At 71.5% G+C, this 25,311-nt stretch carries 20 protein-coding genes and 2 pseudogenes; 8 read left to right on the forward strand and 14 right to left on the reverse strand.

The window, feature by feature from the left end; genetic code table 11:
• Window positions 1–21: 21 nt before the first annotated feature.
• Together CLT71_RS10780 and CLT71_RS10785 are read right to left on the reverse strand one after the other, a co-directional pair.
• Entirely contained in the window at window positions 22–669 is a 648-nt protein-coding gene (locus tag CLT71_RS10780) for an acVLRF1 family peptidyl-tRNA hydrolase (protein ID WP_101371333.1), read from the reverse strand.
• A gap of 155 nt (window positions 670–824) precedes the next feature.
• Window positions 825–1,451 (reverse strand): LysE family transporter, encoded by a 627-nt coding sequence (locus CLT71_RS10785; RefSeq protein ID WP_101366995.1) that lies wholly within the window; start codon window positions 1,449–1,451, stop codon window positions 825–827.
• 305 nt (window positions 1,452–1,756) lie between these two features.
• On the opposite strand from CLT71_RS10785, the gene CLT71_RS10790 reads away from it, so the two are divergent.
• On the forward strand, window positions 1,757–5,014 hold the full coding sequence (locus CLT71_RS10790; protein WP_101366996.1) for a penicillin acylase family protein: 3,258 nt from the start codon (window positions 1,757–1,759) through the stop codon (window positions 5,012–5,014).
• Between the two features lie 52 nt (window positions 5,015–5,066).
• On the opposite strand, the gene CLT71_RS10795 is transcribed toward CLT71_RS10790, so the two are convergent.
• The 9 genes and pseudogenes from CLT71_RS10795 to CLT71_RS10835 form a co-directional block, all read right to left on the reverse strand.
• The gene (locus CLT71_RS10795) at window positions 5,067–6,032 is read right to left on the reverse strand and encodes a DUF559 domain-containing protein (RefSeq protein WP_101371334.1); all 966 of its coding nucleotides are present in this window, start codon (window positions 6,030–6,032) and stop codon (window positions 5,067–5,069) included.
• 94 nt (window positions 6,033–6,126) lie between these two features.
• A complete protein-coding gene (locus tag CLT71_RS10800; RefSeq protein WP_486483190.1) occupies window positions 6,127–6,504 on the reverse strand; it encodes a metal-sulfur cluster assembly factor in 378 nt (125 codons plus the stop codon).
• Window positions 6,505–6,728: 224 nt separating this feature from the next.
• Window positions 6,729–7,160 (reverse strand): annotated as a pseudogene (sufU, locus tag CLT71_RS10805) (Fe-S cluster assembly sulfur transfer protein SufU); the annotation flags it as partial.
• The gene (locus CLT71_RS10810) at window positions 7,160–8,467 is read right to left on the reverse strand and encodes a cysteine desulfurase (protein ID WP_101366997.1); all 1,308 of its coding nucleotides are present in this window, start codon (window positions 8,465–8,467) and stop codon (window positions 7,160–7,162) included. The pseudogene sufU and the gene CLT71_RS10810, both read right to left, overlap by 1 nt.
• Before the next feature lie 19 nt (window positions 8,468–8,486).
• Entirely contained in the window at window positions 8,487–9,260 is a 774-nt protein-coding gene (gene sufC / locus CLT71_RS10815) for a Fe-S cluster assembly ATPase SufC (RefSeq protein WP_101366998.1), read from the reverse strand.
• Window positions 9,257–9,586 carry a non-heme iron oxygenase ferredoxin subunit gene (locus tag CLT71_RS10820; protein WP_101366999.1) on the reverse strand — a complete coding sequence of 110 codons (330 nt, stop codon included), beginning with the start codon at window positions 9,584–9,586 and terminating at the stop codon, window positions 9,257–9,259. Before CLT71_RS10820 ends, sufC begins: the two co-directional genes overlap by 4 nt.
• Window positions 9,587–9,702: 116 nt before the next feature.
• A pseudogene (sufD, locus tag CLT71_RS10825) lies at window positions 9,703–10,923 on the reverse strand (Fe-S cluster assembly protein SufD); the annotation flags it as partial.
• A 55-nt stretch (window positions 10,924–10,978) separates the two neighbouring features.
• A complete protein-coding gene (gene sufB, locus CLT71_RS10830; protein ID WP_101367001.1) occupies window positions 10,979–12,409 on the reverse strand; it encodes a Fe-S cluster assembly protein SufB in 1,431 nt (476 codons plus the stop codon).
• Window positions 12,406–13,161, reverse strand: coding sequence for a helix-turn-helix transcriptional regulator (locus CLT71_RS10835; protein ID WP_486483191.1), 756 nt, complete (start codon window positions 13,159–13,161; stop codon window positions 12,406–12,408). Before CLT71_RS10835 ends, sufB begins: the two co-directional genes overlap by 4 nt.
• A gap of 107 nt (window positions 13,162–13,268) precedes the next feature.
• Here CLT71_RS10835 and CLT71_RS10840 point away from each other — a divergent pair, with 107 nt between their 5' ends.
• The gene (locus CLT71_RS10840) at window positions 13,269–14,219 is read left to right on the forward strand and encodes a COX15/CtaA family protein (protein ID WP_101367003.1); all 951 of its coding nucleotides are present in this window, start codon (window positions 13,269–13,271) and stop codon (window positions 14,217–14,219) included.
• Window positions 14,220–14,272: 53 nt separating this feature from the next.
• Here the strand turns inward: CLT71_RS10840 and CLT71_RS10845 are convergent, their stop codons facing one another.
• The 3 genes from CLT71_RS10845 to CLT71_RS10855 all read right to left on the reverse strand — a co-directional run bounded on the left by CLT71_RS10845 (window position 14,273) and on the right by CLT71_RS10855 (window position 16,681).
• Window positions 14,273–15,184 (reverse strand): hypothetical protein, encoded by a 912-nt coding sequence (locus CLT71_RS10845; RefSeq protein ID WP_101367004.1) that lies wholly within the window; start codon window positions 15,182–15,184, stop codon window positions 14,273–14,275.
• Between the two features lie 5 nt (window positions 15,185–15,189).
• Complete coding sequence (locus tag CLT71_RS10850; RefSeq protein ID WP_101367005.1) at window positions 15,190–15,525, reverse strand: hypothetical protein; 336 nt, start codon at window positions 15,523–15,525, stop codon at window positions 15,190–15,192.
• A gap of 193 nt (window positions 15,526–15,718) precedes the next feature.
• A complete protein-coding gene (locus CLT71_RS10855) occupies window positions 15,719–16,681 on the reverse strand; it encodes a heme o synthase (RefSeq protein ID WP_101367006.1) in 963 nt (320 codons plus the stop codon).
• 261 nt (window positions 16,682–16,942) lie between these two features.
• On the opposite strand from CLT71_RS10855, the gene tkt reads away from it, so the two are divergent.
• The 6 genes from tkt to pgl are packed head-to-tail and all read left to right on the forward strand — an operon-like array spanning window position 16,943 to window position 25,303.
• A complete protein-coding gene (tkt, locus tag CLT71_RS10860) occupies window positions 16,943–19,081 on the forward strand; it encodes a transketolase (protein ID WP_101367007.1) in 2,139 nt (712 codons plus the stop codon).
• Window positions 19,082–19,093: 12 nt separating this feature from the next.
• Window positions 19,094–20,281 carry a transaldolase gene (tal, locus tag CLT71_RS10865; protein WP_101367008.1) on the forward strand — a complete coding sequence of 396 codons (1,188 nt, stop codon included), beginning with the start codon at window positions 19,094–19,096 and terminating at the stop codon, window positions 20,279–20,281.
• Window positions 20,278–21,954, forward strand: coding sequence for a glucose-6-phosphate isomerase (locus CLT71_RS10870; RefSeq protein ID WP_486483192.1), 1,677 nt, complete (start codon window positions 20,278–20,280; stop codon window positions 21,952–21,954). Before tal ends, CLT71_RS10870 begins: the two co-directional genes overlap by 4 nt.
• Before the next feature lie 50 nt (window positions 21,955–22,004).
• Window positions 22,005–23,519 carry a glucose-6-phosphate dehydrogenase gene (gene zwf / locus CLT71_RS10875; RefSeq protein WP_101367009.1) on the forward strand — a complete coding sequence of 505 codons (1,515 nt, stop codon included), beginning with the start codon at window positions 22,005–22,007 and terminating at the stop codon, window positions 23,517–23,519.
• A 39-nt stretch (window positions 23,520–23,558) separates the two neighbouring features.
• Window positions 23,559–24,542 (forward strand): glucose-6-phosphate dehydrogenase assembly protein OpcA, encoded by a 984-nt coding sequence (locus CLT71_RS10880; RefSeq protein WP_101367010.1) that lies wholly within the window; start codon window positions 23,559–23,561, stop codon window positions 24,540–24,542.
• Entirely contained in the window at window positions 24,539–25,303 is a 765-nt protein-coding gene (pgl, locus tag CLT71_RS10885) for a 6-phosphogluconolactonase (protein WP_101367011.1), read from the forward strand. Before CLT71_RS10880 ends, pgl begins: the two co-directional genes overlap by 4 nt.
• Window positions 25,304–25,311 lie beyond the last annotated feature (8 nt).

Genomic DNA, 25,311 nt, shown 5'->3' on the forward strand with positions numbered 1-25,311 from the left:
GATCGCGGCTACGGATTCCGGCTACGGGTCGCGGAGCAGCACGCGTACCGCCCGGGCGGCGGAGATCGCGTCGACGAGTACGGTGTGCCGGGGCTCGGGCACGTCGAGCAGGCGTTCGGCCCGCAGCGCCGCCACCGGGGCGAGTCGCCGGTCGGCCAGAATGGTCTCCACCGCCCGCCGGTCGCCACCGGTCACCACCGCGGCGAGCCGGGCGGCCTCGGGCAGCAGCAGCCGGACCGCCAGCTCCGCCCCGTCTGCGGCGGCAGCCTTCGCCTGGTTGTCGCGCCGTCGGGCGAACCGCTGCTGTGACCAGCCACCGGCGGCGGTGCGGCCCTGCACGTACCGGCTGTCCACCTTGGAGGTGACGAGCTGCTCGCCGTCGGCGACGCCGACCGCCACCGCTCCCTTGCGGGCCAGCAGCAGGCCCAGCCGCCGGGGCGCGGCGACGGCTGCCAGGAAGTCGGGCAGGTCACCGGTGTTTGGCACGCCGGGTGGCGGGTGCAGCACCGCGAGGGTGCCGTCCGGGGCGGTCAGGCACGGCCCGTCCGGTCCGGCGGTCACCTCCGGCGGCCCGCCGTGCCGCTGCGCGAAACCGTCGAGCCAGCGGGCGAGCCGGGCCGGGGAGACGTCCACCCACCGGCCGCCGCCGGCAGCGGGTCGACTGTTCACCACCGAACGGTACGACGCCAGCCGCCCACCCCCGGCCACCGGGTCCGCCCGGGGACGCGTTACCAGCCGGCGCAACGGCGCTCGAGGGTGGATGGTTCGCGTTCAGGTCGGCAGTTGGATGGCGGGCGCTCAGGTCAGCAGCACCTGGGTCGTGCTCAGGTCAGCAGCACCTGGATGGCGAGTGCGGCGATCAGCGCGCTGGAGACGAGGGCGGTGGCCAGCCGTCCCCGGGGCCCGGAGAGTGCCCGGCCGATCAGCGAGCCGCCGGTGGCGACCAGCAACTGCCAACTCGCCGAGGCGACGAAGACGGCGAGTACGAAGATCACCTCCGCGCTTGCCGTCCAGTCGGCGCCGGCCCGCCGGCCGAGCACCAGGGCGGCGAAGTAGAGGATCGTCATCGGGTTCAGCAGGGTCAGCGCCAGCAGGCCGCCGAACGCCCGTGGCGGCGTACCGAGGCTGCGGTCGCTCCGGGCGGCCCGGCCGGGATCGGCCCGGTGCCGGATGGCGCCCCAGGCTCCGGTACCGGCCAGCAGCAGCAGTACCCCGACCGCGACCCAGCGCAGCGGCTCGGCGATCGGCTCGATCAGGCCGGCCAGCGCGGCGCCGCCGAGCACGGCCACTGCGGCGTACAGCCCGTCGGCGGTGGCGACCCCGAGCGCGGCGGCGGCGCCGACCCGGATCGAGGTACGCGCGGTCAGTCCGATCACGAGGATGGCGATGGCGCCGATCGGGATGGCGACGCCATATCCGGCGAGCAGGCCGGCGACGAGTGCCTCGCTCATGACACCGCCAGGATCGTCGACATCGGTCGATGGCGCCTCGGTCGGTGGCGCCTCGGTCGTCGCCGCACTGTCCGATCCGGAACGGCGGCGGCAACGGCGGCTCGCGGCAAAACCATGATCATCTAAACATGATGGCCCGATCGTGCCCCGTGCGCCAAGCATTATCCGGCAGCGTCGGCGGGGCGGAGTCGGTGAAGGCGGCAGCAACCGGGCCGATCCAGGACTATCAATCGGGCCGACGAAGTCGTTACCATCCGGTAGCCGAATGCTGCTCACATTCGCTCGTACCGTCGGAAGGAACGCCGATGGCCCACCGTCCCCGCCGCCCCGCCGCCGCCGGGATCGCGGTGCTCAGCGCGGTCGCGCTCGCGTTCACCGCCGCCCCGGCACCCGCCGCACCGCCACCCGGACCCGCCGGCCCCGGCACCGCACCGCCCGCCGCACCGTCCGCCGCACCCGCCGCCACCGCCTTCGCGGCCGGCGACCACTGCCTGGGCGAGTGCGCCGACATCCTGCCGCCGGGCCAGAACGGCAACGCCACCCTGGTCGAGGTGCTGGCCAACCAGACCCTCGGAGTACTGCCCCGGCACGCCGGGGACCAGCTCGACCGGTACGCCAGCCTGGTCTACGGGTACGCCGGGCTGCGCGAGGATCAGCTCGGCGCCTTCTTCAACGACGCCTCCTTCGGGGTACCGGCCGGACAGGTCGAGCGCCGCTACTCGCCGCGCGCCGACGTCACGGTGCTGCGGGACCGGGCGACAGGCGTCCCGCACGTCACCGGCACCACCCGGGGCGGCACCATGTTCGGCGCCGGTTACGTCGATGCGGAGGACCGGCTCTTCACGATGGATCTGCTCCGGCACGTCGGCCGGGGCACCCTCACCCCGTTCGCCGGCGGCGCACCGGGCAACCGGGCACTCGAACAGAGCGTCTGGCGGAACTCGCCGTACACCGAGGCGGACCTCGCCGCCCAGGTCGCCGCGCTGCGCCAGCACGGTCCCCGGGGCGAGCAGCTCTACGCCGACGTGCAGGAGTACATCGCCGGGATCAACGCCTACATCCGGCACTGCATGGCCAACCGCAACTGCCCCGGCGAGTACGTGCTGACCGGGCACCTGGACGCGATCACCAACGCGGGCGGGCCGAAGCCGTTCCAGATGACCGACCTGATCGCCATCTCCGGAGTGGTCGGCGGGCTCTTCGGTGGCGGCGGCGGGCACGAGATGCAGTCCGCGCTGGTCCGGATCGCCGCCCGGGCGAAGTACGGCCCGGTCGAGGGTGACCGGGTCTGGACCGCGTTCCGGATGCAGAACAACCCGGAGACGGTGTTGACCCTGCACGACGGGCAGAGCTTCCCGTACGGCGCCGCCGACCCCGACGCGCCCAGCGTGGTCCTCCCCGACCCGGGCACGGCCCGACCCGAGGCGGTCACCGCCAATCCCACCGGGTCGGCCCGACAGGCCACCGGCGGACCCGCCGAGCTGGCCGCCGCGCTGTCGGGGCTCACCGTCACCCATCGGGGAATGTCGAACGCCGCCGTGATCTCCGGAGCGCACTCGGCCACCGGTCACCCGATAGCGGTCTTCGGGCCGCAGACCGGCTACTTCGCCCCGCAACTGTTGATGATGCAGGAGTTGCAGGGGCCGGGGATCAGCGCCCGGGGCGCCGCGTTCGCCGGGGTCAACCTCTATGTGCTGCTCGGTCGGGGCCAGGACTACGCCTGGAGCGCCACCTCGGCCACCCAGGACATCACCGACACCTACGCCGTGCCGCTCTGCACGACCGACGGCAGCACACCGACGCTGGCCAGCAATTTCTACCGCTATCGCGGGCAGTGCCTGGCGATGGAGGAGATCTCGCACGTCAACTCCTGGAAGCCGACCGTCGCGGACGGCACGGCGGCCGGCTCGTACACGATGATCGCCCGGCGGACCAGGCTGGGGCTGGTCGCCTGGCGGGGCACCGTCGGCGGGGCGCCACACGCGTTCACCCAGCTCCGGTCGACGTACCGGCACGAGGCCGACTCGGCGATCGGCTTCCAGATGTTCAACGACCCGGCCGCGATGGGCGACGCCGCCGGCTTCACCGCCGCTGCCGCCGAGATCGGGTACGCCTTCAACTGGTTCTACGTCAACTCCCGCCAGGCCGCGTACGCCAACTCCGGGCTGAACCCGGTCCGGGCCGCCGGATCGAACCCGAACCTGCCGATCCGGGCCGAACCGGGGTACGAGTGGCAGGGCTTCGACCCGGCCACCAACACCGCGAACTACCATCCGGCGTCGGCACACCCGCACTCGGTCGACCAGGACTACTACGTCAGCTGGAACAACAAGCAGGCCGCCGACTACGGCGCGGCGGACGGCAACTTCAGTTTCGGTCCGGTGCACCGGGGCGATCTGCTGGACAAGCCGATCCGGGCGGCGATCGAGGCCGGACGGAAGTTCGACCGCGCCTCGCTCACCGCGCTGGTGCAGCGGGCCGGCCTGACCGACCTGCGCGGGATCGAGGTGCTCGACGAACTGGTCCGGGTGCTGGAGAGCCAACCCGTGGGTGACGCCGGCCTGGCCGGGGTGATCGGCCGGCTGAAGGCGTGGCGGCAGGCCGGGGCGCTGCGGGTGGAGACCTCGGCCGGTTCGAGGACGTACCAGCACGCCGAGGCGATCCGGGTCTTCGACGCGTGGTGGCCGCTGCTGGTTCGGGGCCAGTTCGCCGGGCCGCTCGGCGGCGACCTCTACCAGGCGCTGGTCAACGCGATGCAGATCAACGAGTCACCCTCCGGGCACCAGCGGGGCGAGGACACCAACCTGCCCGGTTCGGCCGCCGGCGCCCAGACGCACAAGGGCTCCTCCTTCCAGTACGGCTGGTGGGGTTACGTCGACGCCGACCTGCGGGCGGTACTCGGCGAGCCGGTGCCGGGCGGGCTCGGCCGGACGTACTGCGGGAACGGCAGCCTGGCTGCCTGCCGGCAGATCCTGCTGGACACCCTGCGCACCGCCGCCGCCCAGCCGGCCGCCGAGGTATATCCCGGCGACGAGTACTGCGCCGCCGGGGACCAGTGGTGCGCCGACGCGATCGTGCAGTCCCCGCTGGGCGGGATCAGGCACGACATCATCGCCTGGCAGAACCGGCCGACGTACCAGCAGGTGGTGTCGTTCCCGGCCGGACGCGGCGACGACCTCGCCAACCTCGCCGCAGGCCGGCCGGTGCGCGCCTCCAGCAGCCAGCTCGGGCACCCTGCGGCCCGGGCGGTGGACGGCGATCCGGGTACCCGCTGGGCCAGCGCCTGGTCGGACAACCAGTCGATCACCGTCGACCTCGGATCGACCCGTACCCTCGGCCGGGTGGTGTTGCACTGGGAGGCGGCGTACGCCCGGTCGTACCGAATCGAGGTCTCCACCGACGGCACCAGCTGGCGCCCGGTCTGGTCGACCACGGTCGGCGACGGCAACACCGACAACAACGCCTTCCCCGCCACCTCTGCCCGCTACCTTCGCCTACACGCCCTCACCCGAGCCACCGGCTACGGCGTCTCCCTCTGGGAGCTCCAGGCCTACGCACACTGAAGACGGTCAGGAGATCTTGACGACCTGTTGTCGCCCGAACGACGAGAACTCGTCAAGATCTGCCGACTCGGCGGTGGCTCGGCGGGCGCCAGCCGGCGGTGGTGAGGGCGCGGTGGAGTTGCTCCGCCACCTCGGCCGGGCGGTGGCGGATCTGGTGGGCGGTGAAGCGGAGCAGGCGGTCGCCGTCGAGCCACACCTCGTTCTGCCGGCGCATGTCCGCCTCCCAGTGGCGTACCTCCATGTGGTGCGCACCGTCGACCTCGACGTGCAACCGCCAGCGTCGCCAGTACGCGTCCAGGTAACGCAGGCGTCCGGCGGCGTCCCGTCGCCGCTGCTGAAGATCGGGTCGTGGCAGGTGGTAGCGACGGCAGAGCCGGACGAAGTCGATCTCGGAGAGCGCCTCGGCACCACCCTCGGCATCCCGGGCAGTCTCCAGCACCAGCGCCCGGCGACGGGCCCGGGGCAACCCCTCGATCACCTTGACGATCTCGCCAGGCAGCACCAGACGCTGCTGGCACCCGGCCGCGATCACCGACCGTGCTTCGTCGTCGGTACGCGCCCAGCCGGCCGCGTCCACAAGCGCACGTGCCGTACCGGTCCGGGGCGGCCGAGCCATCTGTACCTGCTCCGGCGGCAGCGATCTGGTCCGGTGCACCCGTACGCCGGGCATTCCCGGTTGGAGTCGACGGCGGGCGGTCGAGGTGCTGTGCCGCTCCGGCACGAGTACGTCGATCGGCTCCCGCCGGAAGCCGCGCAGTCCCGCCTCGGCGGCGGCGCTGAGGCCGGCGAGCACGGCATCGGGTCCGACCGACAGCACCGCCACCCAGAGCTGTTGGGACCGGGTCAGTTCACCGGGATGTGTGACGAGCACGCCACGGCACCACCGCCGCCAGCGCCCGGCCGCCAGCAGGTGCCGCACCCTGCCCGGCGAGAGCGCCCGGCTGGCCTGCTGCCATGTGACGACCTGCGACTGCTCGAACAGCAGCCACTCCCACTCGCCATCCCCGTCCCCCGGCATCCGCACCCGGGGAGTACACCGGAGATGTTGACGACCTGTTGTCGTGGGAACGACAACAGGTCGTCAAGATCTGCGACAACTCGACCGTGGAAAGTCAGACGTTGAAGCCGAGGGCGCGGAGTTGGTCGCGGCCCTCGTCAGTGATCTTGTCGGGGCCCCACGGGGGCAGCCAGACCCAGTTGATCCGGATGTCGTCGACGAGGCCGCCGCCGGGGCCGGTGGTCAGCGCCTGCCGGGCCTGGTCCTCGATGACGTCGGTCAGCGGGCAGGCCGCCGAGGTGAGCGTCATGTCCAGCGTCGCGACGTTCTCGTCGTCGACGTGCACCCCGTAGACCAGACCGAGGTCCACCACGTTGATGCCCAGCTCGGGGTCGACGACGTCCTTCATCGCCTCTTCGATGTCGGCGACCGCAGCCCTGCCGGTCGAGCCCGCAGACTCGGCCGACGCGGCCTTCATGTCCTGGTCAGTCATGCCGTCTTCACCTCGCTCCGCTCGTTACTGTCCTCGCCACCGGCCGTCCCGGCGTCCGCGCCGCCGGGCACTCCGACGTCCGCGCCACCGGGCACTCCGACGTCCGCGCCGCCGGCCACTCCGGCGTCCGCGCCGCCGGGCACTCCGGCGTCCGCGCCGCCGGGCACTCCGGCGTCCGCGCCGCCGAGTACTCCGACGTCCGCGCCGCCGGGCGCCTCGACGTGCACGCCGGCCCGGGCCGCGGCGTCCTTGAACGCCATCCAGGGCAGCAGCGCGCACTTCACCCGCGCCGGATAGCGGGCCACCCCGGCGAACGCCACCGCGTCGCCGAGCAGTTCCTCGTCCGGGGTCACCTGTCCGCGCCCCGACATCAGCTCCACGAAGGCGGAGTGCACCGCGAACGCGTCCCCGGCCCGCCGGCCGGTGAGCAACTCGTGCAGCACACTCGCCGACGCCTGGCTGATCGAGCAGCCGAGGCCGTCGTACGAGACGTCGCTGAGCGTGTCGTCGGCCACGGCCACCCGTACGGTCACCTCGTCCCCGCAGGTGGGGTTCACGTGGTGCGCCTCGGCGGCGTACGGCTCGCGCAGCCCGCGCCCGTGCGGATGCTTGTAGTGATCCAGGATGATCTCCTGGTAGAGCTGGTCGACCTGCATCACCCGAACACCTTCCGTACCTGTTCCAGCCCGCGCACCAGGGCGTCGACCTCACCGGTCGTGGTGTACAGGTAGAACGACGCGCGGGTCGTCGCCGGTACGCCGAAGCGGACGCAGACCGGTCGCGCACAGTGATGGCCGACCCGCACCTCCACGCCCTGGGCGTCCAGCACCTGACCCACGTCGTGCGGGTGGATGCCGTCCAGCGCGAACGAGATCGTCCCGCCCCGGCCGACCGGTACCGTCGGGCCGAAGATCCGCAGCCCGGGGACGGTCGCCAGGGCGTCAAGCGCGTACGCGGTGAGTTCCTTCTCGTGCCACTGGATCGCGTTCATGCCGATCCCGGTCAGGTAGTCCACCGCCGCGCCCAGCGCCACCGCCTCGGCGATCGGCGGGGTACCCGCCTCGAACCGGGCCGGCGGCGGCGCGTACGTCGAGCCGGCCATGCTCACCGTCTCGATCATCGAACCGCCACCGAAGACCGGCGGCATCGCGGCCAGCAGCTCGCCCCGGCCCCAGAGCACCCCGATGCCGCTCGGCGCGCACATCTTGTGCCCGGTGAAGGCGATGAAGTCGACGTCCAGGTCGACCACGTCCACCGGCAGATGCGGCACGGACTGCGAGCAGTCGAGCAGCAGCAGCGCGCCGACCTGGCGGACCCGCTCGGTGATCCGGGCGGTGGCGTTCACCGTGCCGAGGATGTTGGACATGTGCACGATCGAGACCAGTTTGGTCCGCTCGTTGACCAGCTCCTCCAGCCCGGACTCGTCGAGCCGGCCGCCGTCGGTGACCGGGAACCAGCGCAGCGTGGCGCCGGTCCGCTCGCAGAGGAGCTGCCACGGCACGATGTTGGAGTGGTGCTCCATCTCGGAGATCACGATCTCGTCGCCGGGGCCGAGCCGGAACCGCGGGTCACCGGCCGGGCCGCCGAGCGAAGCGTTGGAGAAGGCGTACGCGACCAGGTTGATCGCCTCGGTGGAGTTCTTGGTGAAGACCACCTCGTCCGGGCTCGGCGCGTTGATGAAGGCTGCCACCTTCGCCCGGGCCGCCTCGTACGCCTCGGTCGCCTCGGTTCCGACGGTGTGCACCGAGCGGGAGACGTTGCCGTTGTGCCGCTCGTAGTGCTCCCGCAGCGCGTCCAGCACCTGCCGGGGTTTCTGCGAGGTGTTGGCGCTGTCGAGATAGACCATCGGGTGGCCGTTGACCTCACGGCCCAGGATCGGGAAGTCGGCGCGTACCGCCTCGACGTCGTAGCGCGGCACGTCGCCGTACTGTGGCATCCCCGGCGGGATCGCGATCGTGGTCATCTCGACAGTGCCCTTCGGCTCAGGCCCGCGCCGAACCCGCGCCGGCGACGTACCGCTCGTACCCCTCGGCCTCGAGCTTCTCGGCCAGCTCCGGGCCGCCCTGCTCGACGATCCGCCCCGCCACGAAGACGTGCACGAAGTCCGGCTTGATGTAGCGCAGGATCCGGGTGTAGTGGGTGATCAGCAGCAGCCCGGTCTCGCCGGTCTCGCGGACCCGGTTGACTCCCTCGCTGACCACCCGCAGGGCGTCGATGTCCAGCCCGGAGTCGGTCTCGTCGAGGATCGCCACCTTCGGCTTGAGGAGTTCGAGCTGGACGATCTCGTGCCGCTTCTTCTCGCCGCCGGAGAAGCCCTCGTTGACGTTGCGCTGGGCGAACGCCGGGTCCATCTGGAGCCGCTCCATCGCGCCGCGCAGCTCGCCGGCCCAGGTGCGCAGCTTCGGCGCCTCGCCGTCGATCGCGGTCTTCGCGGTGCGCAGGAAGTTCGCCACGGACACCCCGGGCACCTCGACCGGGTACTGCATGGCGAGGAAGAGGCCGGCCCGGGCCCGCTCGTCGACGGCCATCGAGAGCACGTCCTGACCGTCCAGCAGCACCTCGCCGCTGGTGATCTCGTACTTCGGGTGCCCGGCGATCGAGTACGCCAGGGTCGACTTGCCGGACCCGTTCGGGCCCATGATGGCGTGGGTCTCCCCCGCCCGCACGGTGAGGTCGACCCCGGCCAGGATCGGCTTCAGCTCGCCCTCGGGCAGCCGGACCGACACCTGCAGGTCACGGATCTCCAGAACGCTCATGGTGCGGTAACTCCATTGCTCGGCGTGAGACTCAGGTAGATGTCACCGTCGCGGATCTCGACGGGGTAGACGGGTACGGGTTCGGTCGCGGGCAGCCCGGTCGGCTCACCGGTACGCAGGTCGAAGCGGGAGCCGTGCAGCCAGCACTCCAGGGTGCAGCCGTCGACCTCACCCTCGGAGAGCGCGACGGCGGCGTGCGAGCACTCGTCGCGGATGGCGTAGAAGTTGCCGTCCTCGGCGTGCACGACGGCGACCTCGGTGCCGTCCACGTCGGCGGAGACGACGCTGCCCTTCGGCACGTCCTCGGTCGAACAGATCCGGATCATCAGACCGCCGCCTTGGCTGCACCGTCTTCGCCGGCGGCTGCGGGGCTCGCAAGCTCACTCCTCGCCTTGGCCGCACCGTCCTCGCCGGCGGCTGCGGGGCTCGCAAGCTCACTCCTCGCCTTGGCCGCACCGTCCTCGCCGGCGGCTGCGGGGCTCGCAAGCTCACTCCTCGCCTTGGCCAGCCGCGTCTCGATCTGCTCGCCCAGCCGGTCGCGCAGCTCCTCGGCCGGGATCTTGTTGAGCAGCTCGGCGAAGAAGCCCCGGACCACCAGCTTGCGGGCCTCGCCCTCGGGGATGCCCCGGGCCATCAGGTAGAAGAGCTGCTCGTCGTCGAAGCGCCCGGTCGCGCTGGCGTGCCCGGCGCCGGCCACCTCGCCGGTCTCGATCTCCAGGTTGGGTACCGAGTCGGCGCGGGCGCCGTCGGTAAGCACCAGGTTACGGTTGATCTCGTACGTGTCGGTGCCGGTGGCGGCGGCCCGGATCAGCACGTCGCCGACCCAGACGGTGTGCGCGCTCTCGCCCTGCAACGCACCCCGGTAGCCGACGTAGCTACGGCAGTCCGGCACGGTGTGGTCGACCATCTGCCGGTGCTCCAGGTGTTGCCCGGCGTCGGCGAAGTAGAGGCCGTAGAGCTCGGCCTCGCCACCACGGCCGGTGTATTCCACGCTCGTGTACTGCCGGACCAGATCCCCGCCCAGGCTCACCTGGACGTGCGTCACCTTGGCGTCCCGGCCGAGCCGGATCCGCAGGTGCTGGGCCTGCACCGCGTCGGAGGCCCAGTCGGCGACGGTGACCAGGGTCAGCCTCGCGCCCTCGTCGACGGCGACCTCGACGTTGTCGGCCAGGGTCACCGAACCGGTCTGCTCCAGCACCAGCGTGACCTCGGCGAACCGGCCCACGTCGAGGAAGGTGTGCCCGAAGGAGGCGCCGTCGGCACCCTGCCCGACCAGCCGGACGGTGACCGGCTCGGCGGGCCGGGTCTCCGGGGCCACCGTCACGACCACCGCCTCGCCGGCCCGGCCGTGCGCCAGCGCGCTGATCCGGTCGAACGGGGTCAACACGCTGCCGATCCGGGCGTCACCCTCGTGCAGGCCGCCGAAGGTCACCCCGTCCGGCAGCGCGGCCACCTCGTAACGCAGCCGGCCGTCGACCGGACTGAACGTGTCGTCGGCCAGGCCGCGCAGCCGCTTGAGCGGGGTGAACCGCCAATCCTCCTCCAGGCCGGTCAGGGCCGGGAAGTCGCGTACGTCGTACGAGCGGAGCGTCTGCGCCTTGGTCTGTGCGACCTGAGCCGTCTGCGCTCCGGGTGCCTCGGGCGCGAATGCTTCGGTAGTCATCTCTTCCTTGGTCTTGTCTCGACGAGGTCGCGGGCGGATCGACGGGCGGCCGGGGTCAGCCGACCGCGCCCTCCATCTGCAGCTCGATCAGCCGGTTGAGCTCCAGGGCGTACTCCATCGGGAGTTCCTTGGCGATCGGCTCGATGAAGCCGCGCACGATCATCGCCATCGCCTCGTCCTCGCTCAGGCCCCGGCTCATCAGGTAGAAGAGCTGGTCCTCGCTGACCTTGGAGACGGTCGCCTCGTGCCCCATCGCCACGTCGTCCTCGCGGATGTCGACGTACGGGTAGGTGTCCGACCGGGAGATGGTGTCGACCAGCAGCGCGTCGCACTTGACGGTGCTCTTGCTGTGGTGCGAACCCTCCAACACCTGCACCAGGCCCCGGTAGGAGGTACGCCCACCGGCCCGGGCGATCGACTTGGAGACGATCGTGCTGGAGGTGTGCGGGGCGGCGTGCACCATCTTGGCGCCGGCGTCCTGGTGCTGGCCCTCGCCGGCCATCGCCACCGAGAGCACCTCGCCCTTGGCGTGCTCGCCGGTCATGAAGACCGCTGGGTACTTCATCGTCACCTTGGAACCGATGTTGCCGTCGATCCACTCCATGGTCGCGCCCTCGTGGCAGACAGCCCGCTTGGTGACCAGGTTGTAGACGTTGTTCGACCAGTTCTGGATGGTGGTGTAGCGGCAGCGGGCGTTCTTCTTGACGATGATCTCGACGACCGCGCTGTGCAGCGAGTCGGAGGAGTAGATCGGCGCGGTGCAGCCCTCGACGTAGTGCACGTACGCGCCCTCGTCGACGATGATCAGGGTCCGCTCGAACTGGCCCATGTTCTCGGTGTTGATCCGGAAGTACGCCTGGAGCGGGATCTCCACGTTGACGCCCTTCGGCACGTAGATGAACGAGCCGCCGGACCAGACCGAGGTGTTCAGCGCGGCGAACTTGTTGTCGCCGACCGGGATCACCGTGCCGAAGTACTCCTTGAAGATGTCCTCGTGCTCCTTGAGCGCGGTGTCGGTGTCCAGGAAGAGGACGCCCTGCTCCTCAAGGTCCTCACGGATCTTGTGGTAGACCACCTCGGACTCGTACTGGGCGGCCACACCGGCGACCAGCCGCTGCTTCTCGGCCTCCGGGATGCCCAGCTTGTCGTAGGTGTTCTTGATGTCCTCGGGCAGGTCCTCCCAGCTGGCGGCCTGCTTCTCGGTGGACCGGACGAAGTACTTGATGTTGTCGAAGTCGATCCCGCCGAGGTCGGCGCCCCAGTTCGGCATCGGCTTGCGGCCGAACAGCCGCAGCCCCTTCAGCCGCAGGTCGAGCATCCAGGCGGGCTCGTTCTTCTTGGCGGAGATGTCCCGCACCACCGCCTCGTTCAGGCCACGCTGGGCGGCGGCACCGGCGATGTCGGAGTCGGCCCAGCCGTACTCGTAGCGCCCCAGGGCGGCGAGCTGCTCCTCCTGCGTCAGGGGCTGGACGATCTGCTCGGTCATCTGTCTGTCCTCACACTGAGACGGAAGGGTTTGGGCTGGGTCGGGATGTGCGTGGTGCACACCCCGTCGCCGTGGGCGATGGTGGCGAGCCGCTGCACGTGGGTGCCGACCAGGCGGGAGATGACCGCCGTCTCGGCCTCGCACAGCTGGGGAAACTCCGCGGCCACGTGGGCCACCGGGCAGTGGTGCTGACACAGCTGCCCACCGGAGGCGATCGTCGACGCGTTGGCAGCGTATCCCTCGGCGGTCAGCGCCCCGGCGAGTGCCTCGGCCCTGGCCAGCGGGTCGTCCCCGGCGCCCTCCATGGCGGCCCGGCAGCGGGCCTCCAGCGCCGCGACCTGCTCGGCGGCGAAGGCGTCGACCGCGTCCGGTCCACCGTGCCGGGAGATCCAGCGCAGCGCGGCGGTGGCCATCCCGTCGTAGGTGTGGGTGCCGCAGCGACGCCGGCCGGAGTCGGTGAGCCGGAAGATCCGGGCGGGTCGGCCACGACCGCGCTGGCCGCGGACGACCTGGTCACGGGCGATCACGTCGCCGTCGGCGAGCATCGCGTCCAGGTGCCGGCGGATCGCCGCCGGGCTGAGCCCCAGCTCCGCGCCGAGCTGCGCCGCGGTGGCCGCGCCGTGCTCAAGCAGCAACTGCGTCACCCGATCCCGGGTGGGACGGCCGTCCGGCCCGGCGGCGTCGGCCACGCCGGGACCGGCGACCGCATCGGTCACCCGTTCCCGCTCCGAGCACGCCGCCAGGTTTTTCACTACGCCAACGTTACGTATTTCGTCCGAGGTCCGCAAACCCGGCATCCGGTGATCCAGGCCACCGGACGACGGACGCGCCGTCCAGCATGATCACATTTGCACGTACCATGGCCGGCGTGAGCCGATTCGGCGAATTCTCTGGCAAACCCACCCTATCGCGACTGGCCCTCGCCTCCGTGGTGGGGAATGTGCTGATCGTCGGGACCGGTGGCGCGGTCCGGCTGACCAAATCCGGACTCGGCTGCCCCACCTGGCCCCGCTGCACCGACGACTCCTACGTGACGACCCGGGAGATGGGCGTGCACGGGGTGATCGAGTTCGGCAACCGGCTGCTCACCTTCGTGCTGGCCGCGGTGGTCATCGCCGGGGTCGTCGCCGCCTGGCGGCAGCGGCCGGCCCGCCGAGGGCTCCGCTGGCTCAGCGTCGGTGCCGCGTTCGGCATCCCGGCACAGGCGGTGATCGGCGGGTTCACCGTGCTCACCGACCTGAACCCGTGGGTGGTCGGGCTGCACTTCCTCGCCTCGATGGCGGTGATCGCGGCGGCGTACGCGTTCTGGCGCCGGAGCCTCGAACCGGACGGACCGGTCCGGCCGACCGTACCGGCACCGCTGCGTACCCTCGCCTGGCTCACCGCCGGGGTGGCCGCCGCCGTACTCGTGGTCGGCACCTGGGTGACCGGCAGCGGCCCGCACTCCGGCGACTCCGGGGCGGCCCGCAACAACCTGGACCCGGAGACGATCTCCCAGGTGCACGCCGACACGGTCTTCCTGCTGCTCGGTCTCTCGATCGCGATCTGGTTCGCGTTCCGGGCGGTCGACGCACCCGCCGCTGCGGTCCGGGCGGCCGGCCTGCTCGTGCTCGCCGAACTCGGCCAGGGTCTGATCGGCTTCGTGCAGTACTTCACCGGGCTGCCGGTGGTGCTGGTCGGCGCGCACATGCTCGGCTCCTGCCTGGTCTGGCTGGCCGCTCTCGCGGTGCTCTGGTCGACCCGGGAACGCACCGCGCCCGCCGTCACCCCACCCCCCAGCGCCAACACCCGGCTGCTCGAACGGGTGTAAGGAAGGGCCCCTTCTTATCGTTTTCTGTTGTAGCGGGGGCCCTTCCTTACACCTCAGCGCAGGCGGGCGGCTATGGCGTCGGCCAGGCGGTCGGCGGCGCCCGGGGCGTGGGCCAGGAAGAGCGATGGCTCGGTGAGCTCCACCTCGACCAGCACCGGTGCGCCGTCCGGTCCGGGGATCAGGTCCACCCGGACGTAGAGCGGCCGATCCGGCCCGCCGGGCAGCACCGGGAGTACCCGCTCGGCGAGGGCGACCTCCGCCTCGGCCGGGGTACGCGGGGTGATCTCCTCCGGCCGGAACAGCCCGTCGACGCCGTAGTCCGGACCGACGAGCATCGGCCCCTTGCGGATGGCGTGGCTGAACCGGAGCCCGTCCGGGCCGGCGACGTAGAGCAGCGAGGTCTCCCCGGTGGTGTCCACGGCGGCCAGGTACGGCTGCACCATCACCCACCGGCCGGCCGCCTGGAGCCGCTTGACGTGTGCGACGGCCAGCTCCCGGTGCTCCGCGTCGGTCAGGTCGTACCGGCCGGTGTCCAGGCTGCCGGCGCCGACGACGGGCTTGAGGACGTACTCGCCGGGCGTCGCCGGCAGTTGCCAGTCGGTGTTCGGGTCCAGCCAGCTGGTAGGAACGGTCGGCAGTCCGGCGTCGGCGAACTCCCGCAGGTAGCGCTTGTCGGTGTTCCAGCGCACCAGGTCGGCCGGATTGGCCAGCCGGGGCACGGTCTCGGCCCAGGCCACGAACTCGGCACGGCGGGGCGGGTAGTCCCAGGCCGAGCGGAGTACCGCCAGGTCGTAGCCGGCCCAGTCGACATCCGGGTCGTCCCAGACCGCCACCTCGACCCGGATGCCGCGCTCGGCGAGCGGGGCCAGCAACAGCCGGTCGTCGGGGTCGAGTTCAGGCAGTTCCGCACAGGTAATGAGAGCGACCCGGGGTTCGCCCCGGGTCGCACGGTAGTTATCGGACAAATTTATCAACGAGCCATGGTCCGTCGAGCCATCGATCGCCATAGATCGTGACTCGGACGCATCTGGTCCATCAGTTCCCGCTCCCATTCGTTCTCCACGGCGACCCCCGCCTTGGCGCAGGCCAGTCGCGCGACATCGGTGCTGTCCGCGAACTGGTCGGCCCACACGCCGTCCTCCCCCACCAGGACAATGCGTGCGCCCCGCTTGCCGACGTACTCGATGACCGCCTTCGCGCCGCCGTGCCCGGCGGCAAACGACTGGATGCCGGCGACCAGACCGTTGTTGGTCTGGCCCGCGACGGTCTGCTCGCCCGTCGGCGTCGTATCGGAACCATCTGCCATAACGCGAAGCCTAAGCAGACTTCCGCCGCCACGAGGGGCAGCTACCGATAATTTGTGATCCCGATTACGGAGAGGTTTACGGTAACGGCGCACCGACTTCGGGGGATTTATCGGGCTATACGTGACCAATTCAAAACCATCATTCACGTTAAAGCTCGACAAACAGGACGAACGGGCACGAAGGCCCCAAAACTCAGAGCAGCGCGTCGACCGCGACGGCCGCGAAGACAATCGTCAGGTACGTGATCGACCAGTGGAACAGCCGCATCGGCTTGACCGGCCCGCCCCGGGCGGCCCGCTGGCTCAACCGGTGCGCCTCGACGATGAACATCCCACCGGTGGCAAGCACGGTGACCCCGTAGACCGGGCCCATGCCAAGCGGCCAGACCAGCACCGACGCCGCCACGGTCAACCAGGTGTAGACCACGATCTCGATGGTCACCCGGCGCATCGAGGCGACCACCGGAAGCATCGGGACGCCCGCCCGGGCGTAGTCGTCCTTGAACTTGATGGCCAGGGCGTAGAAGTGCGGCAGCTGCCAGAAGAACACCACCGCGAACAGGCCCCAGGCCTGCGGCGCCAGCGAGCCGGTCACCGCCGCCCAGCCGATCAACACCGGAGCCGAGCCGCAGATGCCGCCCCAGAGGGTGCTCTGCCAGGTGGTCCGCTTCAACCACAGGGTGTAGACGAGGTCGTAGTAGGCGATGGCGGCCAGGGTCAGCGCGGTGGCCAGCCAGTTGGTGAAGACCGCCATCAGGGTCACCGAGACCGCCGCCAGCACCAGCCCGAAGACCAGCGCGTTGCGGGGCGCCACGGTGTGCGTCGGCAGCGGCCGGCGCTTGGTCCGCTTCATCACCTGGTCGATGTCGCGGTCGATGTAGCAGTTCAGCGCGTTCGCCGCACCCGCCGCCAGCGACCCGCCGACCAGCACCACCCCGACCAGCCAGAGCGACGGGATCCCGCCGTGGGCAAGCATCATCGTCGGCACCGTGGAGATCAGCAGCAGCTCGACGATCCGTGGCTTGGTCAGCGCGACGTACGCCCGGATCAGGGCGGCGACGTCGGGGCGCCGGGTCACCTCGCCCGGGGCAACCTCGCCCGGAGTCCCCGCTGCCGGGGCACCGCCGGTCACGGGGCGCTCGGTGATCATGCTCACGGATTGCCACCTTCCGGCATCGGGCACGGGTGATTGGCTGCGCGGGCAGCGCGGGTGACGGGTGACCGCATGGTCAGCACGCCGACCGACAGCCTACGCGTCGTCGTTTTCGCTGCCCGGGCGACCCTTCTTCGGTGCGAACGATCACACTTCCGGCGAACCGCGCGGCCAGTGGACGAGATCCGGGGGTTGGCGCGCGGAAGCGGTCGCTAGGGTCATGTGGGAGGGTTCCGCCCATCACGCCGAGGAGCACACACGATCGTGGCTGACAATCGACCCGAGCAAACCTCGCTGAGCTGGTCCGAGCTCGACCAGCGTGCCGTCGACACCGTCCGGGTGCTGGCCATGGACGCCGTGGAGAAATCCGGCAACGGCCATCCGGGTACGGCGATGAGCCTGGCACCGGCCGCCTACCTGCTGTTCAACCGGGTCATGCGGCACGACCCGAGCCACCCCGACTGGACCGGCCGGGACCGGTTCGTGCTGTCGGCCGGCCACAGCAGTCTCACCCTCTACATCCAGCTCTACCTGAGCGGCTACGGCCTCGGCCTCGCCGACCTCAAGTCGCTGCGCCAGTGGGGTTCGCTCACCCCGGGTCACCCCGAGCACGGACACACCCGGGGCGTCGAGACCACCACCGGCCCGCTCGGGCAGGGGCTCGGCAACGCGGTCGGGATGGCGATGGCCGCCCGCCGGGAGCGCGGCCTGCTCGACCCCGACGCCGCACCCGGCACCTCCCCCTTCGACCACCACATCTGGTGCATCGCCTCGGACGGCGACATCGAGGAGGGGATCAGCCACGAGGCCAGCGCGCTCGCCGGGCACCAGCGACTGGGCAACCTGATCCTGATCTACGACGACAACGAGATCTCGATCGAGGACGACACCCGGATCGCCAAGAGCGAGGACGTGGCCGCCCGTTACGAGGCGTACGGCTGGCACGTGCAGACGGTCGACTGGCGCAGCGGTGACGCCGACCAGGGCCACTACCAGGAGGACGTCGAGGCGCTGCACGCCGCGTTGCTGGCCGCCAGGGCGGAGACCGGCAAACCGTCGTTCATCGCGCTGCGCACCATCATCGGCTGGCCGGCGCCGACCAAGCAGAACACCGGCAAGATCCACGGCTCGGCGCTCGGCGCCGACGAGGTGGCCGAGACCAAGAAGCTGCTCGGCTTCGACCCGGCCCAGCACTTCAAGGTCGACGAGGAGGTGCTGACGCACGCCCGGCAGGTGCTGGAGCGGGGGCGGGCGGAGCGTGCCGAGTGGGAGACCGCGTACCAGGCGTGGGCGGACGCCAACCCGGAGGGCAAGGCGCTGCACGACCGGCTGGCCACCCGTACCCTGCCGGTCGGCTGGACCGACGCGCTGCCGGAGTTTCCGGCGGACGCCAAGGGGATCGCCACCCGGGCCGCCTCCGGCAAGGTCCTGAACGCCCTGGCCCCGGTGCTGCCGGAGCTGTGGGGCGGCTCGGCCGACCTGGCCGAGAGCAACAACACCACGATGGAGGGCGAGCCGTCCTTCATCCCCAGCGAATACGCCACCAAGACGTTCCCGGGCAACGAGTACGGCCGGACGCTGCACTTCGGCATCCGCGAGCACGCGATGGGTGCCATCCTGAACGGCATCGCGCTGCACGGCGGCACCCGCCCCTACGGCGGCACCTTCCTGGTCTTCAGCGACTACATGCGCCCGGCGGTCCGGCTCGCCGCGCTGATGAAACTGCCGGTGGTCTACGTCTGGACGCACGACTCGATCGGTCTCGGCGAGGACGGCCCCACCCACCAGCCGGTCGAGCAGCTGAGCGCGCTGCGCGCCATCCCCGGCCTGGACGTGATCCGGCCGGCCGACGCCAACGAGACCGCCTGGGCCTGGCGGCGGGCGCTGGAGCACACCGACCGGCCCTCCGCGCTGGCGCTGAGCCGGCAGCCGCTGCCGACGCTGGACCGCACCGAGCTGGCCGGCGCCGACCAGACCGCCAAGGGCGGCTACGTGCTGGCCGAGGCGTCGAACGCCCAGCCGCAGGTGATCCTGATCGGCACCGGCTCCGAGGTGCAGCTCTGCCTGACCGCCCGGGAGCGGCTGGAGGCCGAGGGCACCCCGACCCGGGTCGTCTCGATGCCCTGCCAGGAGTGGTTCCGGGAGCAGGACTCGGCATACCAGGACTCGGTCCTCCCCCGCTCCGTCCGGGCCCGGGTCAGCGTCGAGGCCGGCATCGCGATGTCCTGGCGTGACCTGATCGGCGACAGCGGCGAGGCGGTCAGCCTGGAGCACTACGGCGCGAGCGCACCGCACAGCGTGCTCTTCGAACAGTTCGGATTCACCCCAGACCGGATCGTCGCGGCCGCACACGCGTCGCTGACCCGGCTGGGCCAGATCACCGGTGACACCACCGGCAACTGAGGGGTTTCAGACATGACTGACCGGTTGGGTGAGCTCACCGCTGCGGGAGTGGCGGTCTGGCTCGACGATCTTTCGAGGGTGCGCCTGAGTTCGGGCAACCTGGACCAGCTGCGCCGGGAGAAGCACCTGGTCGGGGTGACCACCAACCCGACCATCTTCGCCAAGGCGCTCAGCGACGCGGACGAGTACAACTGGCAGCTGCGGGACCTGGCGATGCGCGGGGTCAGCGTCGAGGAGGCGGTACGCGCGCTGACCACGTACGACGTGCGGTGGGCCTGCGACGTGATGCGCCCGGCGTACGACAGCAGTGCCGGGGTGGACGGTCGGGTCTCGATCGAGGTGGACCCGCGGCTCGCGTACCGGACCGAGCCGACGGTGGCCGAGGCGAAGGCCCTGTGGTGGCTGATCGACCGGCCGAACCTGTTCATCAAGATCCCGGCGACCGAGGCGGGGTTGCCGGCGATCACCGCGACCCTGGCCGAGGGGATCAGCGTGAACGTCACGCTGATCTTCGGGTTGGAGCGCTACTCGCAGGTGATGGAGGCGTTCCTGGCCGGGCTGGAGCAGGCGAAGGCGAACGGGCACGACCTCAGCAAGATCGCCTCGGTGGCGTCGTTCTTCGTCTCCCGGGTCGACACCGAGGTCGACAAGCGGCTGGACAAGCTCGGCGGTGCCGGCGGGTCGGACCTGGCCGCGCTGAAGGGCAAGGCGGCGGTGGCCAACGCCCAGCTCGCCTACGAGCGGTACTCCGAGGTCTTCTCCTCGGACCGCTGGCAGGCGCTGGCCGACGCCGGTGCCCACCCGCAGCGCCCGCTCTGGGCCTCCACCTCGACCAAGAACCCGGACTACCGCGACGTGATCTACGTCGAGGAGCTGATCGCCCCCGGCACCGTCAACACCATGCCGGAGCCGGTGATCGACGCCTTCGCCGAGCACGGCGAGACCCGCCCGGACACCGTCACCGGCTCCTACGCCGAGGCCCGGGAGGTGCTCACCGGGCTGGCCGAGGCCGGCGTCGACTTCGACGACGTGATCGCCACCCTGGAGCGGGAGGGTGTGGAGAAGTTCGAGACCAGCTGGCTGGAACTGCTCGACGGGGTACGCAAGTCGCTGGAGGCCGCCGCACAGGGCGCCGGGGAGCCGAACCAGGCCGCCGGGGAGAACGCCGAGGCGGCCGCCCGGGCGGGAGGCAACGCGTGACCAGCCAGGACCTGCTCGACGGCGGCTGCGAGGGGGCGGCCGGACTCGCCGTCTACGGTGCGGAGACGGTCGACGCCGCCGCACCGGCCTCGGCCCGGGCCGCGCTGCTCGCCGAGGACGTACCGGCCCGGCTGGTCGCCAAGGACCCGACGCTGTGGGGGACGGACGCGCAGGCCGAGGCGGCGATCCGGCTCGGCTGGGTGGACACCTTCCGGCGCAGCCGGGAACTGCTCCCCCAGCTCGCCGAGCTGAAGGCCGAACTGGCCGACCTCGACCACGTAGTACTCGCCGGGATGGGCGGCTCGTCGCTGGCCCCCGAGGTGATCACCCGTACCCTCGGCAGGTCGCTGACCGTGCTGGACACCACCGACCCCGGGCAGGTACGCGCCGCCATCGCCGACCGGCTGGACCGGACCGTCGTGGTGGTGGCCAGCAAGTCCGGCTCGACGGTGGAGACCGACAGCCACCGCCGGGCGTACTGGCAGGCGTTCCTCGACTCCGGGCTGACCGAGGCGGAGGCCGGCCGGCGCTTCGTGGTGGTCACCGACCCCGACTCGCCGCTGTCCAAGACCGCCGAGGAGATGGGCGCCTTCGTGGTGCTCGCCGACCCGGACGTCGGCGGGCGCTACTCGGCGCTCACCGCGTTCGGGCTGGTCCCTTCGGCGCTGGCCGGGGTCGACGTCTCCGAACTGCTCGACCAGGCCGAGGAGCTGGCCGGGGCGCTCGGCGGGGCGCAGGACAACCCGGGGCTGGCGATCGGCGCCGCGCTCGGTGCCGCCGCCACCACCGGCCGGGACAAGGTCGCGCTGATCTCGGACGGCACCGGCATCGACGGTCTCGGCGACTGGGCCGAGCAGCTGATCGCCGAGTCCACCGGCAAGAACGGCGTCGGCATCCTGCCGGTGGTGGTCGAGGACCCGGGCAGCCCGGGAGCGACCGGGCCGGACGTGCTCACCGTCACCTACGGCGGCGGGCTCGCCGCCGGTGCCGTGCCGGGCGGCGGGATCCGGGCCGACCTGGCGGTGAACGGCCCGCTGGGCGCGCAGTTCCTGGCCTGGGAGTACGCCACGGCCGTCGCCGGGGTGGTGCTCGGGATCGACCCGTTCAACCAGCCGAACGTGACCGAGTCCAAGGAGAACACCAACCGGCTGCTCGGCGCCGGGCTGCCGGTCGAGACGCCGACCTTCGTCGACAACGGGATCGAGGGGTACTGGTTCCCGGGCGAGCCGCAGCGGACCGACCCGATCCCCGGTGACGTGGCCGGGGCGCTGCGACTGCTGCTCGACGGGCTCGCCGAGGGCGGCTACCTGGCCGTGATGGCGTACCTGGACCGGTTCGCCGACGCCAAGACCGCACAGGTGCGCCCCGGACTCGCCGCCGCCTCCGGGCGACCGGTCACCTTCGGCTGGGGACCCCGGTTCCTGCACTCGACCGGGCAGTACCACAAGGGCGGTCCGCAGCTCGGGTCGTACCTCCAGATCACCGGGGACGTCGCCGAGGACCTGCCGGTGCCCGGCAAGCCGTACTCGTTCGGGCAGTTGCAGGCCGCGCAGGCCGCCGGTGACCGCGAGGCCCTCGCCCAGCGGGGCCGGCCGGTGCTCCGGCTGCACCTGACGGACCGGGGCGCCACGATTCCGCACCTCCTCGACGCGGTACGGGGCCTGCGGAGTTGACGACGACCCGGCATGCTGACACTGACGGACTTCAGCGAGGAGGGGGTGCCGTGAATCCGCTGCGCGACCCGCAGGACCGGCGGTTGCCGCGGATCCCGGAGCCGTGCGCACTGGTGATCTTCGGTGTCACCGGGGACCTGGCCCGCAAGAAGCTCTTGCCGGCGGTCTACGACCTGGCCAACCGGGGGCTGCTGCCCCCGGGCTTCGTGGTGCTCGGGTTCGCCCGGCGGGACTGGGGCGACGGCGACTTCGAGTCGATGGCCAGGGAAGCCGCCCGAGCGCACGCCCGGACACCGTGGCGGGAGGAGGTCTGGGGCCGGCTGGCCGGCAACATCAAGTTCGTCGGCGGCGCGTTCGACGACGACGCCGCGTTCGACAAGCTGGCCACCTGCCTGGACGAGCTGCGGGACAGCCACGGGATCGGCGGCAACGCCGCCTTCTACTTCTCCATCCCGCCGGCCGCGTTCCCGACCGTGCTCAAGCAGCTCGCCCGGACCGGCATGGCGGACAACGACAAGTGCGGCGGCTGGCGGCGGGTCGTGGTGGAGAAGCCGTTCGGGCACGACCTGCCCTCGGCGAAGGCGCTCAACGACCTGGTCGACGACGTCTTCACCCGGGACGACGTGTTCCGGATCGACCACTACCTGGGCAAGGAGACAGTCCAGAACATCCTCGCCCTGCGCTTCGCCAACAACCTCTTCGAGCCGCTCTGGAACTCCAAGTACGTCGACTCGGTGCAGATCACCATGGCCGAGGACGTCGGGATCGGCACCCGGGCCGGCTTCTACGACGCCACCGGCACCGCCCGGGACGTGTTGCAGAACCACCTCCTGCAACTGCTCGCCCTGGTGGCGATGGAGGAGCCGACCAGCTTCGACGCCAGCGAGATCCGGGCCGAGAAGCTGAAGGTGCTGCGGGCGATCACCCTGCCGCAGAACGTGCAGACCGGCACCGTACGCGGGCAGTACCTGCCCGGCTGGGTGGCCGGCAAGCGGGCCGTCGGCTACCTCGACGAGGAGGGTGTGCCGCCGGACTCGACCACCGAGACGTACGTGGCGGTCCGGCTCGGCATCCAGAACCGACGCTGGGCCGAGGTGCCGTTCTACATCCGGGCCGGCAAGCGGTTGCCGCGCCGGGTGACCGAGGTCGCCATCATGTTCAAGAAGGCACCGCACCTGCCCTTCAACCCGGCCGACATGGAGATGCTCGGCAACAACCAGCTCGTCATCCGGGTCCAGCCGGACGAGGGCGTGGTGCTGAAGTTCGGCTCGAAGGTCCCCGGCACCACTATGGAGGTCCGGGACATCGCGATGGACTTCCAGTACGGCGAGGCGTTCACCGAGGCCAGCCCCGAGGCGTACGAGCGGCTGGTGCTGGACGTGCTGATCGGTGACCGGACCCTCTTCCCGGACGCCGCCGAGGTCGAGCAGAGCTGGCAGGTGATCGACCCGCTGGAGGAGGCCTGGCAGGGCGTCAAGCCGGAGCCCTACCGGGCCGGCGAATGGGGTCCCCGGGCGGCGGACGAGCTGCTGGCCCGCGAGGGCAGGGCGTGGCGGCGGGCGTGACCCGCGAAGGATCGTAACGACAACAACCAGGAGGCAGCGTTGATCGGCTTGTGGGACACCACCGGCAACGAGGTGGTGAAGGCCCTGGCCGCCGAACGGCGCAGCGCGGGCGGAGTGGCCAGCGGCATGGCGCTGACCCTGATCGTCGTCGTCGACGAGCCGCGGGTACGGGAGGCCGAGGCGGCGGTGACCATCGCCTCGGCCGCCCACCCGTGCCGGATGGTGGTGGTGGTCCGCTCCGACATCGAACGCGACCGCAACCGGCTGGACGCCGAGATCGTCGTCGGCGGCCGGCTCGGCCCGGGCGAGGCGGTGGTGACCCGGATGTACGGCCGGCTCGCCCTGCACGCCGAGTCGGTGGTGATGCCGCTGCTGGTCCCGGACGTGCCGGTGGTGACCTGGTGGCACGGCGAACCGCCGGCCGAGATCGCCAACGACTTCCTCGGCGTGGTGGCCGACCGCCGGATCACCGACTGCGCGCAGGCGGCCGATCCGGTGGAGGCGCTACGGCAGCGGGCCCGGGACTACGCCCCCGGCGACACCGACCTGGCGTGGACCCGGATCACCCCGTGGCGCACCCTGGTCGCCGGGGCGTTCGACACGACCGAGGGCAACAGGGTCACCTCGGCCACCGTCGTCGCGCCGCACACCGACCCGACCGCGGCACTGATGATCGGCTGGCTGAAGGCCCGGCTGGGCCTGCACCCGCACTGGGAGCACACGAGCGAGTTCCCCCGGATGCGTTCGGTGGAGCTGCGCTGCGCCAACGGCGACGAGCTGGTGCTGACCCGGGACGACAACCAGGCGACGTTCCGGCGTACCGGACAGGCCGACCGGCAACTGCCACTGGTACGCCGGCCGCTCGGCGACGAACTCGCCGAGGAGTTGCGCCGGCTCGACCCGGACCAGATCTACGCCGAGGCGCTGGGTGCCGTCGCCGGGGTTGCCCGGCTGGACCGGCGGCCTGCCCAGCGGGTGCACGTCTGGAAGGACCCGACGAAGCAGCCGCAGGGTGTCGCGTGACCGAGACGACGGTGGTGGTGCACGCCGACCCGGAAGTGCTCGCCCAGGCGGTAGCGGCCCGGTTGCTGGTCAGGATCATCGACGCCCAGGCGGATCGGGGCGAGGCGAGCGTGGTGCTGACCGGCGGCCGGATCGCGGCGGCCATCCACCGCGCGGTACGCGAGATGCCGGCCCGGGAAGCGGTCGACTGGTCCCGGGTCGACATCTGGTGGGGTGACGAACGGTTCCTGCCGGCCGGGCACCCGGAGCGGAACGAGACCCAGGCCCGGGAGGCGCTGCTCGACGCGCTGCCGCAGGCCCGGGTGCACCCGATGCCCGCCTCGGACGGCCCGGACGGTGCCGACCCGGTGGCGGCGGCGGCCAGGTACGCGGCCGAACTGGCGGCAGCCGCCGGACCAGGTCCGGCCGGGCTGCCCCACTTCGACGTGCTGATGCTCGGGGTCGGTGAGGATGGCCACGTGGCCTCCCTCTTCCCGGAGCATCCGCTCGACAACGAGATCGGACCGGTGAGCGCGGTCCGGGGCAGCCCGAAGCCGCCACCGGTGCGGATCACGCTGACCCAGGGGGCGATCAACACCGCCGAGGACGTCTGGTTGATCGCCAGCGGCGGCGGCAAGGCCGAGGCGGTCGGCATGGCGCGCAACGGCGGCGGGCCGGTCCGGTTGCCGGCGGCCGGGGTCGCCGGGGTGCAACGGACCCGGTGGCTGCTGGACCGGGCGGCGGCAGCCGAGGTGAAACCGACGTCGCACGGCCTCGGCTGACGTTCCGC

The organism is Plantactinospora sp. CNZ320 (genome assembly GCF_002846275.1).